The 15,693-nt window shown below is 61.1% G+C and carries 14 protein-coding genes; 12 read left to right on the forward strand and 2 right to left on the reverse strand.

Translation table 11 applies throughout. The features are described 5' to 3' along the window. Positions 1-17: 17 nt before the first annotated feature. On the forward strand, positions 18-608 hold the full coding sequence (locus J3P76_RS07760; protein ID WP_434607118.1) for a nucleotidyltransferase family protein: 591 nt from the start codon (positions 18-20) through the stop codon (positions 606-608). Between the two features lie 1,731 nt (positions 609-2,339). Here J3P76_RS07760 and rne read toward each other — a convergent pair. Then, entirely contained in the window at positions 2,340-5,483 is a 3,144-nt protein-coding gene (rne, locus tag J3P76_RS07765) for a ribonuclease E (RefSeq protein ID WP_434701714.1), read from the reverse strand. Positions 5,484-6,191: 708 nt separating this feature from the next. Between rne and rluC the strand changes: the two genes are divergently transcribed. The 3 genes from rluC to J3P76_RS07780 are packed head-to-tail and all read left to right on the forward strand — an operon-like array spanning position 6,192 to position 8,810. Next, entirely contained in the window at positions 6,192-7,148 is a 957-nt protein-coding gene (gene rluC, locus J3P76_RS07770; RefSeq protein ID WP_434607114.1) for a 23S rRNA pseudouridine(955/2504/2580) synthase RluC, read from the forward strand. Beyond that, positions 7,138-7,800 carry an HAD-IA family hydrolase gene (locus tag J3P76_RS07775; protein WP_434701715.1) on the forward strand — a complete coding sequence of 221 codons (663 nt, stop codon included), beginning with the start codon at positions 7,138-7,140 and terminating at the stop codon, positions 7,798-7,800. Before rluC ends, J3P76_RS07775 begins: the two co-directional genes overlap by 11 nt. 20 nt (positions 7,801-7,820) lie before the next feature. Continuing rightward, positions 7,821-8,810: a S49 family peptidase gene (locus tag J3P76_RS07780; protein WP_434560018.1), complete on the forward strand. Its 990-nt coding sequence runs from the start codon at positions 7,821-7,823 to the stop codon at positions 8,808-8,810. A 42-nt stretch (positions 8,811-8,852) separates the two neighbouring features. Here J3P76_RS07780 and J3P76_RS07785 read toward each other — a convergent pair whose 3' ends face one another. Further along, positions 8,853-9,431 carry a Maf family protein gene (locus J3P76_RS07785; protein ID WP_420767182.1) on the reverse strand — a complete coding sequence of 193 codons (579 nt, stop codon included), beginning with the start codon at positions 9,429-9,431 and terminating at the stop codon, positions 8,853-8,855. Between the two features lie 105 nt (positions 9,432-9,536). Between J3P76_RS07785 and J3P76_RS07790 the strand changes: the two genes are divergently transcribed. The 8 genes from J3P76_RS07790 (at position 9,537) to pabC (ending at position 15,691) form a co-directional block, all read left to right on the forward strand. Further along, positions 9,537-10,064, forward strand: coding sequence for a YceD family protein (locus J3P76_RS07790; RefSeq protein WP_003204262.1), 528 nt, complete (start codon positions 9,537-9,539; stop codon positions 10,062-10,064). Between the two features lie 13 nt (positions 10,065-10,077). Next, complete coding sequence (gene rpmF / locus J3P76_RS07795) at positions 10,078-10,260, forward strand: 50S ribosomal protein L32 (protein ID WP_003179396.1); 183 nt, start codon at positions 10,078-10,080, stop codon at positions 10,258-10,260. 4 nt (positions 10,261-10,264) lie between these two features. Further along, a complete protein-coding gene (gene plsX, locus J3P76_RS07800; RefSeq protein WP_434701716.1) occupies positions 10,265-11,275 on the forward strand; it encodes a phosphate acyltransferase PlsX in 1,011 nt (336 codons plus the stop codon). Positions 11,276-11,398: 123 nt separating this feature from the next. Continuing rightward, positions 11,399-12,337, forward strand: a complete 939-nt coding sequence (gene fabD / locus J3P76_RS07805; protein WP_420767184.1) for an ACP S-malonyltransferase — start codon at positions 11,399-11,401, stop codon at positions 12,335-12,337. 15 nt (positions 12,338-12,352) lie between these two features. After that, positions 12,353-13,096, forward strand: a complete 744-nt coding sequence (fabG, locus tag J3P76_RS07810) for a 3-oxoacyl-ACP reductase FabG (protein WP_420767185.1) — start codon at positions 12,353-12,355, stop codon at positions 13,094-13,096. 190 nt (positions 13,097-13,286) lie between these two features. Further along, positions 13,287-13,523, forward strand: a complete 237-nt coding sequence (gene acpP, locus J3P76_RS07815; protein WP_003175607.1) for an acyl carrier protein — start codon at positions 13,287-13,289, stop codon at positions 13,521-13,523. 108 nt (positions 13,524-13,631) lie between these two features. Next, complete coding sequence (gene fabF / locus J3P76_RS07820; RefSeq protein WP_109754384.1) at positions 13,632-14,876, forward strand: beta-ketoacyl-ACP synthase II; 1,245 nt, start codon at positions 13,632-13,634, stop codon at positions 14,874-14,876. After that, positions 14,876-15,691, forward strand: coding sequence for an aminodeoxychorismate lyase (gene pabC, locus J3P76_RS07825; protein ID WP_434607106.1), 816 nt, complete (start codon positions 14,876-14,878; stop codon positions 15,689-15,691). Before fabF ends, pabC begins: the two co-directional genes overlap by 1 nt. The last annotated feature ends 2 nt before the right edge of the window (positions 15,692-15,693 follow it).

A 15,693-nucleotide genomic window follows, 5' to 3' on the forward strand; every position in this document is an offset into this window, starting at 1 on the left:
GTGGACGAGGAGGGCGTATGGAAAAGTCGATTGGCGTGATCATCCTGGCGGCGGGATCGGGCAGTCGCTTTCGTCAGGTAGCCGGCGCGGACAAGGATAAGTTGCTGGCCGACTGCACGGGGCGTGACGGCGCCGTCAGATCGGTAATCGAGCATGTGTTGGTCAACCTGCCGGCATCCTTGGAACGGCGCGTTCTGGTGGTGAACAACGACCGGCCGCAAGCCATTCGCATGGCCCAGGCCTATGGCTGCGATATTGTGGAACTGAACTCCCCCGGCCTGGGGGATAGCATTGCCGCGGGTGTCCAGGCCTGCCCGGATGCCGATGGCTGGCTGATTATGCTGGGCGATATGCCTTTCATCCTGTCGTCGAGCATCGAGCAAGTGGCCGCGGTAATTAGCGAGGAGGGCATCAGCGTGCCGGTCCTCACCGGTGAGTACGGGCACCCGGTGGGATTTGGTCGTGGGTTCGGGCCGAAACTGATGGCACTGACCGGGGATTTTGGTGCCAAGGCGCTGTTTATCGGAGCGCAAGTGCTTGAGGTTCCGGTGGACGACCCTGGCGTAACCTGGGATGTCGATGTGCCAGATGCGCTGGCCTTCAAATAAACCATCGACGATGGACCATGACTGGTGTCGGCTGCACATCCCGTGTGAGAGCTTTAGGGGATAGAAATCCTGCGCCTGGCCCGAATTTCCTGTGGGAGCGAGCCTGCTCGCGATAGCCGTCTGGCATCCACCATGGGTGCAAGCTGAGCCGGCGCCATCGCGAGCAGGCTCGCTCCCACATTGGATCTTCAGTGGATATAAATCCTGAAGCCGGCCCGAATCCCCTGTGGGAGCGAGCCTGCTCGCGATAGCGGTCTGGCATCCACCCTGGTTGCAAGCTGAGCCGCCGCCATCGCGAGCAAGCTCGCTCCCACATTGGATCTTCAGTGGATATAAATCCTGCGCCTGGCCCGAATCTCCTGTGGGAGCGAGCCTGCTCGCGATAGCGGTCTGGCATTCACCATGGTTGCAGGCTGAGCCGGCGCCATCGCGAGCAGGCTCGCTCCCACATTGGGTCTTAAGTGGATAGAAATCCTGAGGCCGGCCCGAATCCCCTGTGGGAGCGAGCCTGCTCGCGATAGCGGTCTGGCATTCACCCTGGTTGCAAGTTGAGCCGGCGCCATTGCGAGCAGGCTCGCTCCCACATTGGGTCTTCAGTGGATATGAATCCTGAGGCCGGCCCGAATCCCCTGTGGGAGCGAGCCTGCTCGCGATAGCGGTCTGGCATTCACCCTGGTTGCAAGTTGAGCCGCCGCCATCGCGAGCAGGCTCGCTCCCACATTGGGTCTTAAGTGGATAGAAATCCTGAGGCCGGCCCGAATCCCCTGTGGGAGCGAGCCTGCTCGCGATAGCGGTCTGGCATTCACCATGGTTGCAAGCTGAGCCGGCGCCATCGCGAGCAGGCTCGCTCCCGCATTGGATCTTCAGTGGATATAAATCCTGAAGCCGGCCCGAATCCCCTGTGGGAGCGAGCCTGCTCGCGATAGCGGTCTGGCATTCACCATGGTTGCAAGCTGAGCCGGCGCCATCGCGAGCAAGCTCGCTCCCACATTGGATCCTCAGTGGATATAAATCCTAAAGCCGGCCCGAATCCCCTGTGGGAGCGAGCCTGCTCGCGATAGCGGTCTGGCATTCACCATGGTTGCAAGCTGAGCCGGCGCCATCGCGAGCAGGCTCGCTCCCACATTGGATCTTCAGTGGATATAAATCCTGAGGCCGGCCCGAATCCCCTGTGGGAGCGAGCCTGCTCGCGATAGCGGTCTGGCATTCACCATGGTTGCAAGCTGAGCTGGCGCCATCGCGAGCAGGCTCGCTCCCGCATTGGATCTTCAGTGGATATAAATCCTAAAGCCGGCCCGAATCCCCTGTGGGAGCGAGCTTGCTCGCGATAGCGGTCTAGCATTCCCCACGGGTGCAAGTTGAGCCGGCGCCATCGCGAGCAGGCTCGCTCCCACATTGGATCTTCAGTGGGTATAAATCCTGAGGCCGGCCCGAATCCCCTGTGGGAGCGAGCCTGCTCGCGATAGCGGTCTGGCATTCACCATGGTTGCAAGCTGAGCCGGCGCCATCGCGAGCAGGCTCGCTCCCACATTGGATCTTCAGTGGATATGAATCCTGAAGCCGGCCCGAATCCCCTGTGGGAGCGAGCCTGCTCGCGATAGCGGTCTAGCATTCACCATGGTTGCAAGCTGAGCCGGCGCCATCGCGAGCAAGGATGTGTTTGTATATCTGCGTGCATGAAAAAGCCCCGCCTGGCATCACCAGGCGGGGCTTTTTTACTGGGCGGTGGGATTAAGCGTGAGGTTTAGGCTCGTGCTCTTTTTCCAGCGCTTCAGTGTGACGCGGTGCGACTTCTTCAGCGGTGTGCTGAGGTTCGTCAAACGTCGGAGCCGGTTCAACCGGGGTTTCGGCGACCGGGGCAGGAGCTGCCTCGGCGACTTCTTCCACGGCCGGAGCGGGCTCGGCAGCAGGGGCTTGGGCGGCGGCAGCTTGTTCGGCTTCCTTCTGCAGACGCTCGGCTTCACGCTTGCGGCGACGCACTTCGCGCGGATCGTTTGGAGCGCGACCGTTCGGAGTCAAGGCGCTGACAGGGGCAGGCTCTTCAACCGGGGCAGGTGCTTCGACAACCACGGGCGCTTCGACCACTGGAGCAGGTTCGACCACTTCTGGCTCGGCCGCTTTCACGGGCTCTGGCGTCGGCTCAGGCTCGACAACGGCGGCCGTTGCGGCTGGCTCCGCGGTCCAGTTGAACGCAGTCTGCTCTTCGCGGGCAGGCTCTGGCGCCTTTTCCTCGATCGGTGCTTCGACAACCGGCGCAGGCTCGGCGGCGACTTCAACTTCAGGCTGGGCTTCGGATGCCGGTGCGAGTTCCACTTCAGGTGAAGCGGTAGCTTCCACCGGGGCAGAGGATTCGACCACAGGCGCTTCAACCGGCGCGTTTTCCACCGCAGCGGTGGCACGTTCAGCCTGCTCGTTTGCCTGGGCTTCGGCCGGGGCGCTGATCGCGCTGCTGGCAACTGCCGCAGTGACCGCCAGGCCAGCGGCCAGGTCAGCAGCGCTTGGCGTTTCGGCGTTCTCGGTGGATTCGGATTCTTCCGAACCTTCGATCACGTTGCCATTGGCGTCGCGCTGACGCTCACGACGGTTGCTGCGACGACGCTGGCCACGGGAGCGGCGGCGTGGACGATCGCCTTCGGCGGTGTCCTGGCCGTCTTCCTGCAACTGCTCTTCGGTGTTCAGCACTTCTTCTTCGCTGGCAGCGGCGGCTGCCTGCTCGGCGCGTGGCTGGCGTTCCTCGCGTGGAGGACGCGGTGCGCGCTCTTCACGAGGCTGGCGAGCCGGACGCTCTTCAGCGACGGCGGCGGCAACGGCCGGGGCCGCATCCAATGGCTCTCGCAGTTCGCGAACGCGCTCTTCACGCTCGCCGCGAGGCTTGCGGTCTTCACGCGGCGCACGCGGTTGGCGTTCTTCACGCGGCGGACGCGGTGCGCGCTCTTCGCGGGCTACGGCCGGCGCTTCCTCACGGGCTTCGCGAGGTTGGCGCTCTTCACGCGGCTCACGTTGCGCACGCTCTTCACGCGGGGCACGTTCTTCGCGCGGCTTGCGCTCTTCGTCGCGACGACCGTTGCGGTTGCGGGTCTGCTGGCGACCGTTGCGGCGTTCTTCGTTGCGGGCCGGACGCTCGGAAGCGGCGGGCTTGGCGACGACGGTCGGGGCAGCCGGCTCTTCCTTGGTGGCGAACAGGCTGACCAGCGACTTCACCAGGCCTTTGAACAGGCTCGGTTCCGGGGCGGCGGCCGGGGCGGCAACCGGAGCGGTCACTTCGGTCGGAACCGGAGCGTTGGCGCGGGCCGGAGCGGTCTTGACCGCTGCCTCCTGGCGAACCAGGGTGCGAGTGGCGGCGGCCGGCTGGATGTCTTCCACTTCGGCAGCGGCAGCGGCGATTTCGTAGCTGGACTGGTTGGTGTGGGCTTCCGGGCTGTCATCACGCAGGCGCTGCACTTCGAAGTGCGGCGTCTCGAGATGATCGTTCGGCAGGATCACGATGCGGGCGCGGGTGCGCAGTTCGATCTTGGTGATCGAGTTGCGTTTTTCGTTGAGCAGGAACGCAGCGACCGGGATCGGCACCTGGGCGCGAACTTCGGCGGTGCGGTCCTTCAGGGCTTCTTCTTCGATCAGGCGCAGGATCGCCAGGGACAGCGATTCAACGTCACGAATGATGCCGGTGCCGCTGCAGCGTGGGCAAACGATGCCGCTGCTTTCGCCCAGGGATGGACGCAGGCGCTGACGGGACATTTCCAGCAGGCCGAAGCGCGAGATACGGCCGACCTGTACGCGGGCGCGATCGGCTTCCAGGCATTCACGGACTTTTTCTTCCACGGCGCGCTGGTTCTTGGCCGGGGTCATGTCGATGAAGTCGATGACGATCAGGCCGCCGATGTCGCGCAGGCGCAACTGACGGGCGATTTCCTCGGCGGCTTCAAGGTTGGTCTGCAGGGCTGTCTCTTCGATGTCGCTGCCTTTGGTGGCGCGCGCCGAGTTGATGTCGATGGACACCAGGGCTTCGGTCGGATCGATGACGATGGAACCGCCGGACGGCAGCTCGACGACGCGCTGGAAGGCGGTCTCGATCTGGCTTTCGATCTGGAAGCGGTTGAACAGCGGAACGCTGTCTTCGTAGAGCTTGATCTTGCTGGCGTACTGCGGCATCACCTGGCGAATGAAGGTCAGGGCTTCGTCCTGGGCTTCGACGCTGTCGATCAATACTTCGCCGATGTCCTGGCGCAGGTAATCGCGGATGGCGCGGATGATCACGTTGCTTTCCTGGTAGATCAGGAACGGCGCGGAGCGATCCAGCGATGCTTCTTTGATGGCGGTCCACAGTTGCAGCAGGTAGTCGAGGTCCCACTGCATTTCTTCGCTGCTGCGGCCCAGGCCGGCAGTGCGCACGATCAGACCCATGTCGGCGGGGGCTACCAGGCCGTTGAGGGCTTCACGCAGTTCGTTGCGCTCTTCGCCCTCGATGCGGCGGGAGATGCCGCCGGCGCGTGGGTTGTTCGGCATCAGGACCAGGTAACGGCCAGCGAGGCTGATGAAGGTGGTCAGGGCGGCGCCCTTGTTGCCACGTTCTTCTTTTTCAACCTGGACGATGACTTCCTGGCCTTCGCTCAGCACGTCCTTGATGTTGACGCGGCCTTCAGGGGCTTTCTTGAAGTATTCGCGGGAGATTTCTTTGAGGGGCAGGAAGCCATGGCGCTCGGAGCCGAAATCGACAAAGGCAGCCTCAAGGCTTGGTTCGATGCGAGTAATCCGGCCTTTATAGATATTGGCCTTCTTTTGCTCGCGTGCACCGGATTCGATATCCAGGTCGTAGAGGCGCTGGCCGTCTACCAGTGCAACACGCAACTCTTCGGGTTGAGTTGCGTTAATCAGCATTCTTTTCATGTAGTACCGTCGGTTTCCGGGCTGCCGGAAACGGCGTTCGGCACACACGACTTCTCACGGTCGGTGTCAGGTGCGTCCTGGAAATGGCGGGGCCATTCCAGTGTCCAGCGAGTTCGACCCAATGATGGCGAAGTCGCGACGGACGCGTCCTGCTTGCTGGTACTCAAGCACTCAGTCAGGAGGAGGAATCAACCGGCGCCTGTGGACGAGATGAAGCGTCTAAATATAAGCCTAGTGCTACACAGTCCGACGGTTGTACATCTCCACCCTACACGTATCCCTGATAGTTCGGGTGCTGCCGCGCGCAGAATCCGCAGCGGGTTGGCATTTACCGTGAGCTCCGAAAGGGGAAGTCACGCATCATGGCTAATTTAGGCGTTGTTTCCGAAGCTCTCGCTCGGGGTCGTTCCCGGGTGACTGCACTTTGTGAACTGGCCGTGAATGTGGCGCGCAAGGCGAGTCAGAACTCTGCTTTGCGGCGTATTTCAGGCCTCATGTCACCTGCGCTCGTTGCACCTGCAAACTCTGCCGTTACGTAGCAAGAACCCCGTAGGACGGCCTCTCGTCCTCGTGAATTGCGTTGGTCAGGGCCGGTTTTTGACCGTTAGTCCGCTGTCCAGCCACTTTTGGCGGCGTTCGCGACTATAGCAGCAATGATTAAGTGCTTCAATTCCATAAAAAATTGTTATGATCGCCGCCATGACGACTACTGCCCCTTCGACCCCTGGCGTTCAACTGCTCGAGGTCTCGCCGGAATATGCCGGCCAACGAATCGATAATTTTCTCCTTGCCCGGCTCAAAGGTGTGCCCAAGACCTTGATCTATCGCATTTTGCGCAAAGGCGAAGTGCGGGTGAACAAAGGTCGGATCAAGCCCGAATACAAGCTGCAGGCCGGTGATGTCGTGCGTGTACCACCGGTTCGCGTGCCGGAACGTGACGAGCCGGTGCCTTTGGCCCAGGGCCTGTTGCAACGCCTGGAGGCTGCCATCGTCTTCGAAGACAAGACCCTGATCGTGGTCAACAAGCCTGCGGGTATTGCGGTCCATGGCGGCAGCGGCCTTAATTTCGGTGTGATCGAAGCCTTTCGTCAGTTGCGTCCGGACGCCAAGGAATTGGAGTTGGTCCATCGTCTCGACCGCGACACCTCCGGCCTGCTGATGATCGCAAAGAAGCGCAGCATGCTGCGCCACCTGCACGAGCAATTGCGCGGCGATGGCGTCGACAAGCGCTACATGGCGTTGGTGCGTGGCCGCTGGGAGACCTCTGTCAAGCAGGTCCGCGCCCCGTTGCTCAAGAGTAACCTGCGTTCAGGCGAGCGCATGGTGGAGGTCAACGAGGAAGGCAAGGAAGCGCTGACCGTATTCAAGGTGCTTCGACGCTTCGGCGACTTTGCCACCATGGTCGAGGCCAAGCCGGTCACCGGGCGTACCCACCAGATCCGCGTGCACACCCTGCATGCCGGGCACTGCATCGCCGGCGACAGCAAATACGGCGATGACGATTTCACCAAGGAAATCCGTGACTTGGGCGGCAAGCGCCTGTTTCTCCATGCCTATATGTTGACGGTGCCGTTGCCTGACGGCGGCGAGCTGAAGCTGCAGGCTCCCGTGGATGACATGTGGGCCAAGACCGTGGAGCGGTTGAGTGCATCCTGACTACAAGCTGCTCATATTCGATTGGGATGGCACTCTGGCGAACTCCATCGGTCGGATCGTGGATGCGATGCACGTTGCGTCGGATCGCACGGGGTTTCCCCGGCGGGATGATTTCGCGGTAAAAGGCATCATCGGTCTCGGCTTGCCGGAGGCGATTCGAAGCCTGTACCCGGAAATCGATGATCAAGAGCTGATCGTTTTTCGCCAGCACTACGCCGATCACTACATTGCCCTGGAAGCCGAGCCTTCGCCGCTGTTTGACGGCGTGGTGCAAACCCTCGGGGCCTTGCGGGAGGAGGGGTATCGGCTGGCGGTTGCGACCGGCAAGGCCAGGCGTGGGCTGGATCGGGTATTGAAGGCGCATGGTTGGGAAGATTATTTCGATATCACTCGTGCCGCGGATGAAACGGCGAGCAAGCCACATCCTCTGATGCTTGAGCAGATCCTGGCTCATTGCAATGTGTCCGCTGGCCAGGCGCTGATGGTCGGCGACTCATCGTTCGACCTGCAAATGGCCCGTAACGCAGGCATGGGGTCGGTGGCTGTCAGCTATGGCGCGCAGACGATCGAGGCGCTCAAGGCCTTCGAGCCGTGCCTGGCGATCGACCATTTTGCGCGATTGCACGCTTGGTTGAGCCAGCGTGCCGATTAAGTTCTGATGGAGATGCATGCATGACGGATGAATGGAAGGCACCGGCCAAGGCGAGCGCCGAGAGCGGTGACGATAAAAGCTGGAAGCTGCTGGAGAAGACGTTGCTGGCTAGCGTCCAGGAGCAGCGCCGGTCCCGTCGCTGGGGGATTTTCTTCAAGCTGCTGACGTTCATCTATCTCTTTGTCGCGCTAATGCTGTTTACGCCGCTGATGAGCATAGAGAAGGGGGCCGTGAGCGGCTCGGCTTATACGGCGCTGATCGACATCGAAGGCATGATCGCCGACAAGGAACCTGCAAGCGCGGACAATATTGTCGGCAGCCTGCGGGCGGCGTTCGAGGATCCAAAGGTCAAGGGTGTGGTGTTGCGCATCAACAGCCCGGGCGGTAGCCCGGTTCAGTCGGGTTACGTCTATGACGAAATCGTTCGGTTGCGCGGGTTGCATCCAGACATCAAGGTCTACGCGGTGATCGCCGATCTCGGTGCGTCCGGGGCCTACTACATCGCCAGTGCGGCGGACCAGATCTACGCCGACAAGGCCAGCCTGGTAGGCTCCATTGGTGTAACGGCGGCCGGCTACGGGTTTGTCGGCACCATGGAGAAGCTGGGCGTGGAGCGGCGGGTCTACACCTCAGGCGAGCATAAATCGTTTCTTGATCCGTTCCAGCCGCAAAAGCCGGAGGAAACCGCATTCTGGCAAGGCGTGCTGGACACCACTCACAAGCAATTCATCGCCAGCGTCAAGAAGGGTCGGGGCGAGCGTTTGAAAGACAAGGAGCATCCGGAGCTTTTTTCCGGGCTGGTCTGGTCTGGCGAGCAGGCTCTGCCGCTGGGCTTGATCGATGGCCTGGGCAGTGCCAGCTCCGTGGCTCGGGATGTAATCGGCCAGAAAGACCTGGTGGATTTCACTATCGAAGAATCGCCGTTCGATCGCTTCTCCAAGAAGTTGGGGGCGAGCATCGCTGAGCACTTGGCGATGTGGATGGGCTTCCAGGGGCCGGCGTTGCGCTAGGCTCTGGCGGGGCCCCTCGCCACAAATGGGTTGTCTGGGGTTTCAGGGAACCTGCACGCCCTCAGCCAGCAACATATCCACAAGGCGAATCAGCGGTAGGCCGATCAGGCTTGTGGCGTCCGGGCCTTCGGTGCTCTGGAACAGGCTCACGCCCAGGCCCTCGGCCTTGAAGCTGCCGGCGCAGTCGTACGGCTGCTCGGCGCGCAGATAGCGCTCTACGCGAGCTTGATCCAATGCCCGCATATTCACGGTGAAGGGTACGCAGTCGACCTGGCATCTGCCGGTCTGGCTGTTAAGCAGGGCCAGGCCGGTCAGGAATGTCACTCTGGCGCCGCTGGCGGCCATCAGTTGCTCGCGGGCATTTTCGAATGTGTGAGGCTTGCCCAGAATGCGGTCGCCGAGCACGGCGACCTGATCCGAGCCGATGATCAGGTGGCCTGGGTGGCTATCGGCGAGTGCCAGGGCTTTCTCCCGGGCCAGGCGCTTTACCAGTTGGGCCGCAGGTTCGTCGGCGTGACGGTTTTCGTCGATGTCCGGCGAACTGCAGACGAATGGCAGCCCCAGGCGGGCCAGCAGTTCCCGGCGGTAAACCGAGCTTGAAGCGAGTAATAAGGGCAGCATGGCTATCTCCGATGGGCAGGGAAGGATTCTAGCCAGGCACGCAAGTGACGGACAGGGCTGAATTTCCTTTGACATGGCCCGGTGCATCCCTATAATGCTGCGCCTATGTTGAATGACCCGATTCCACCTCACGTTGACCCGCGCAAATTGGCTGATCGTGGCACCACCCTCCAAGGTGAACTGCTGCTGGCCGATTTGAAGAGACTCTGCGACCCGCTTTCCGACGATGTCGGTACGGTCCAGGCCAAATTCGTTTTTGAACGAGATGAACGTAAATCTGTGGTAATCCACAGCTTTATCGACACTGAAGTCAAAATGGTTTGCCAGCGTTGTCTTGAGCTGGTCACCCTGCCGATCCACAGCGAATGCAGTTACGCGGTGGTGAAGGAGGGTGCGAATACCCAGTCGTTGCCGAAAGGTTATGACGTGCTGGAACTGGGCGAAGATCCTTTGGATCTGCAGTCACTGATCGAGGAGGAGCTTTTGCTCGCCTTGCCCATTGTGCCTGCTCATCATCCGGAAGAATGCCAGCAGCCGGCGGGAGCAGATGAGCCCGAACCGAGCGAGGACGAGGTAACGCGGTCCAACCCGTTCAGTGTATTGGCGCAGTTAAAGCGTGACCCAAACGTTTAGGAGTTAATCAATTATGGCTGTTCAGCAGAACAAAAAATCCCGCTCTGCCCGTGACATGCGCCGTTCGCACGACGCTCTCGAGGCTAGCACCCTGTCTGTAGAAAAAACCACTGGTGAAGTTCACCTGCGTCACCACGTATCGCCAGAAGGCGTATACCGTGGCCGTAAAGTGATCGACAAGGGCGCTGACGAGTAATCACTTGTCCGCTCAAGTCATCGCGATTGACGCAATGGGCGGGGACTTCGGTCCCCGCAGCATTGTCCAGGCCAGCCTTGCTTGCCTGCGTGCCACGCCCTCGCTGCACCTGACCCTCGTCGGTCAACCCTCCCTTCTAGAAGAACTGCTCGGCGGCCAATCGGCTGCGGATCGCGCGCGCCTGTCGATCATGCCCGCGTCCGAAGTCATCGCCATGGACGAAAAGCCAGCCCAGGCCCTGCGCGGCAAGCCTGACGCGTCGATGCGGGTGGCCCTGGAGTTGTTGCGCGATGGCATGGTCCAGGCGTGCGTCAGTGCAGGCAATACCGGGGCGCTGATGGCGCTGTCGCGCTACGTGCTCAAAACGTTGCCGGGCATCGATCGTCCGGCAATGGTGGCGGCGATCCCGACCCAGCGCGGGTTCTGCCAATTGCTTGATCTGGGCGCGAACGTCGATTGCAGCGCCGAGCACCTGCTGCAATTCGCCGTGATGGGTTCGGTTGCGGCGCAGACCCTTGGCATTGCGCGTCCTCGCGTGGCGCTGCTGAACATTGGCACCGAAGAGATCAAGGGCAACCAGCAGGTCAAGCTGGCGGCGACTTTGTTACAAAATGCACCGGGCATCAATTACATCGGATTCGTCGAAGGCGATGGCTTGTATCGCGGCGAGGCCGATGTGGTGGTGTGTGACGGCTTTGTTGGCAATATTCTGCTCAAGTCCAGCGAGGGATTGGCCACCATGATCGGGCAGCGCATCGAGGCGTTGTTCAAGCAGAGTTTGGCCTCGCGGGTGGTGGGTGCGCTCGCGCTGCCGTTGATGCGCCGGTTGCAGGCGGACCTGGCGCCGGCGCGGCACAACGGTGCAAGTTTCCTGGGGCTGCAAGGTATCGTGATCAAGAGCCATGGTTCGGCCGGGGTGCAGGGGTTCCAAAGCGCCATCAACCGGGCGGTGATCGAGATCCAGGAAAACCTGCCGGAACGCCTTCATGGGCGCCTCGAGGATTTGTTAACTTAGGCGTTTTCGTCCGACAATGCTTAAATGTGACCGGTCGGTTCAAGCCGTCATCCAACTGTCAGTTTCCTAGCGCCCCCAGGGGCGTCAATTTTTGACGACAAGATCATTAGGGGCTTTGTTTTCATGTCTGCTTCCCTCGCATTCGTCTTTCCAGGACAGGGCTCGCAGTCCCTCGGCATGCTGGCCGAGCTGGGCGCGCAATACCCGCTGATCCTCGAAACATTCAAAGAAGCATCCGATGCACTCGGCTACGACTTGTGGGCACTGACCCAGCAAGGGCCGGAAGAGCAACTCAATCAAACCGATAAAACCCAGCCGGCAATCCTGACGGCCTCCGTTGCGCTGTGGCGCCTATGGTTGGCCGAGGGCGGCGCGCGCCCGGCGTTTGTCGCCGGCCACAGCCTGGGCGAATACAGCGCCCTGGTGGCTGCGGGTAGCCTGAGTCTCGGCGACGCGGTGAAGCTGGTGGAACGTCGTGGCCAATTGATGCAGGAAGCCGTTCCGGCCGGGCAGGGCGGCATGGCCGCGATCCTCGGCCTGGAAGACGCCGACGTGTTGGCAGCGTGTGCCGAAGCGGCTCAGGGTGACGTGGTCAGTGCGGTCAACTTCAACTCCCCGGGCCAGGTGGTCATCGCGGGGGCCAAGGCCGCCGTCGAGCGCGCCATTGAGGGTTGCAAGGCCCGTGGTGCCAAGCGCGCCATGCCGTTACCGGTCAGTGTGCCGTCGCATTGCGAGCTGATGCGTCCAGCCGCCGAGCGTTTTGCCGAGTCCATCGCCGCCATCGACTGGCAGGCTCCGCAGATTCCCGTGGTGCAGAACGTCAGCGCCAACGTCGCAGCAGACCTGGAAACCCTCAAGCGGGACCTGCTGGAGCAGCTCTACAAGCCGGTTCGTTGGGTTGAATCGGTCCAGATGCTGGCAGCCAAGGGTGCGACCGAACTGGTCGAGTGCGGTCCTGGCAAAGTGCTGGCAGGCCTGAACAAGCGCTGCGCCGAAGGCGTGTCCACTTCCAACCTCAACACCCCAGACGCTTTCGCTGCCGCTCGCGCAGCGCAAGCCTGAACAGGAGAAGCTTGCATGAGTCTGCAAGGTAAAGTTGCACTGGTGACCGGTGCAAGCCGCGGCATCGGCCAGGCCATCGCCCTGGAACTGGGTCGCCAAGGCGCCATCGTTGTCGGCACCGCGACGTCCGCTTCGGGCGCCGAGCGTATCGCCGCCACCTTGAAGGAAAACGGCATCCAGGGCACCGGTCTTGAGCTCAACGTGACCAGCGATGAGTCTGTTGCGGCGGTATTGTCCAGCATTCAGGAGCAGTTCGGCGCGCCGGCGATCCTGGTCAACAATGCCGGTATCACCCGCGATAACCTGATGATGCGCATGAAAGATGACGAGTGGTTCGACGTGGTCGATACCAACTTGAACAGCCTGTACCGGCTGTCCAAGGGCGTCCTGCGTGGCATGACCAAGGCTCGTTGGGGCCGAATTATCAGTATCGGCTCGGTTGTGGGTGCCATGGGCAACGCAGGCCAAGTAAACTATGCTGCAGCGAAGGCCGGTCTGGAAGGTTTCAGCCGTGCGCTGGCACGAGAAGTCGGTTCGCGCTCGATTACGGTAAACTCGGTCGCACCGGGTTTCATCGACACCGACATGACCCGTGAACTGCCGGAAGCGCAGCGTGAAGCCTTGTTGACACAGATTCCGCTGGGTCGTCTGGGGCAAGCTCAAGAAATCGCGTCCGTGGTCGCTTTTCTTGCTTCGGACGGTGCGGCATACGTGACTGGGGCTACAATCCCGGTGAACGGCGGGATGTACATGAGTTAAATGTGACGGATTGCTTCAAAAAAATGTCATACGAGCTGTCTAAAATCCGTTATAAAGCTGCAATCTATTTATAGGCGGCGGGCCCCAGGTTCGAGGAGTGAAGCTTTCGGTTGAAAAACCGAAAAGTCTTTCTATACACTTACCCACCGGCCAGCTGCCTGAATTTGTCCATTAGGAGTGAAAACAAGGTATGAGCACCATCGAAGAGCGCGTCAAGAAAATCGTTGCCGAGCAACTGGGCGTTAAAGAAGAAGAAGTTGTGAACACCGCTTCCTTCGTTGAAGACCTGGGTGCCGACTCCCTTGACACCGTTGAGCTGGTGATGGCTCTGGAAGAGGAATTCGAGACCGAGATTCCTGACGAAGAAGCTGAAAAGATCACTACTGTACAAGCTGCTATCGACTACGTTACCAGCCACCAGGCGTAATCGTATTCAGTCGTCGCTAGCTGTCATGGAAAAACCGCACTGCCATCACGGCGTGCGGTTTTTTCTTTAGGCCTGATGCAAAGTCGTCATTTGAAAAAGGAGAGTGCTGTGTCGCGTAGACGCGTCGTAGTCACCGGTATGGGTATGTTGTCGCCACTGGGCACGGATGTGCCGAGCAGCTGGCAGGGCATTCTGGCTGGCCGTAGTGGCATTGGTCTGATCGAACACACCGACCTTTCTGCCTATTCCACCCGTTTTGGCGGCTCGGTAAAGGGCTTCAATGTCGAGGAATACCTGTCGGTCAAGGAAGCTCGCAAGCTTGACCTGTTCATTCAATACGGTTTGGCTGCCGGTTTTCAGGCAGTGCGTAACGCCGGCCTGGAAGTCACCGACGCCAACCGCGAGCGCATCGGCGTGGCAATGGGTTCAGGTATTGGTGGCTTGACCAATATCGAAGAAACCAGCCGCACGCTGCATGATTCGGGGCCGCGACGGATTTCTCCGTTCTTCGTGCCGGGCTCGATCATCAATATGATTTCCGGTTTCCTGTCCATCCACCTCGGTGCACAGGGGCCTAACTATGCCATCGCCACGGCGTGCACCACCGGCACCCACTGCATCGGCATGGCCGCGCGCAACATCATGTACGACGAAGCCGACGTGATGATCGCCGGCGGCGCCGAAATGGCGGCCTGCGGTCTGGGCATGGGCGGTTTCGGCGCCTCCCGCGCGCTGTCGACCCGCAACGATGAGCCTGCACGGGCCAGCCGGCCTTGGGACAAGGGCCGCGACGGCTTCGTGCTGTCCGATGGCGCCGGTGCGCTGGTGCTCGAAGAATTGGAGCACGCCAAGGCTCGCGGTGCGACCATTTATGCCGAGCTGATCGGCTTCGGTACCAGCGGCGATGCGTACCACATGACGTCGCCACCGGCCGATGGCGCTGGTGCTGCCCGCTGCATTGCCAATGCCTTGCGTGATGCGAAGATCAATGGCGAGCAGGTCCAGTACATCAACGCCCACGGCACTTCGACCCCGGCGGGTGACCTGGCTGAAGCCCAGGCGATCAAGACGGTGTTTGGCGAGCACGCCTACAAGCTGGCCGTCAGTTCCACCAAGTCCATGACCGGTCACTTGTTGGGTGCGGCGGGGGCGGTGGAAGCCATCTTCAGCGTACTGGCGATCAATAGCCAGACCGCGCCGCCGACCATCAACCTCGATGAGCCGGACGAAGGTTGCGACCTTGACTTCGTGCCGCATACGGCCCGCAGCATGGACATCGATGTGGTGTTGTCCAACTCCTTCGGCTTTGGCGGAACCAACGGATCGCTGGTGTTCCGCCGGTTCGCCGGTTGATGGAAAGCTGGGTCGACGGTCAGCCGGCAGACGTCCTGTCGCTGAAAGATCGCGGCCTGGCTTATGGCGATGGGCTGTTCGAGACCATCGCCGTGCGCAATGGCGTACCTGTACTGCTGGAACGCCACCTGCAGCGTCTGGAGGCCGGTTGCCAGCGTCTGGCGTTCAACGTCGACTTGAGTGTGCTGGGTGCTGAGCTGAGCGCCTATGCCCAGCGCCTGGGCAATGGCGTGATGAAACTCATCGTGACCCGGGGCAACAGCCTGCGTGGTTATGCGGCCGATCCGTCGAGTCCGGCCAGGCGTATTCTGCAAGGAAGCCTGCCGGCTGCTTATCCCGCCACCCATGCCGAACAAGGCATCCAAATGTTCCCCTGCACCGTGCGTTTGTCCGAACAGCCCTTGCTCGCCGGCCTCAAGCACCTCAATCGCCTGGAGCAAGTGCTGGCCCGCGCCGAGTGGCGCGACATCGAGCATGCCGAGGGATTGATGCTTGATACGTCCGGACGGGTGATCGAAGGCGTCTTCAGCAACCTGTTCCTGGTGCGCGATGGCGTTCTGTTCACAGCGGACCTGAGCCGTTGTGGCGTGGCCGGTGTGATGCGCGCCGAATTATTGTTTCAAGCCAAGTCCCAAGGCATCGCCACGCAAATCACCGACATCAGCCTCGAACAGCTGCACCAGGCCGATGAAGTCATGGTCTGCAACAGCGTTTATGGCGTGTGGCCGGTACGCGGGTGCGGTTCGGCGCGCTGGCCCGTTGGCCCGCTCACCCGTAAACTGCAGGCCCTTGCCCGTGCGCTATTGGATGCTTGATT

Source organism: Pseudomonas sp. D1-36, assembly GCF_051132205.1.
Lineage (GTDB): Bacteria > Pseudomonadota > Gammaproteobacteria > Pseudomonadales > Pseudomonadaceae > Aquipseudomonas.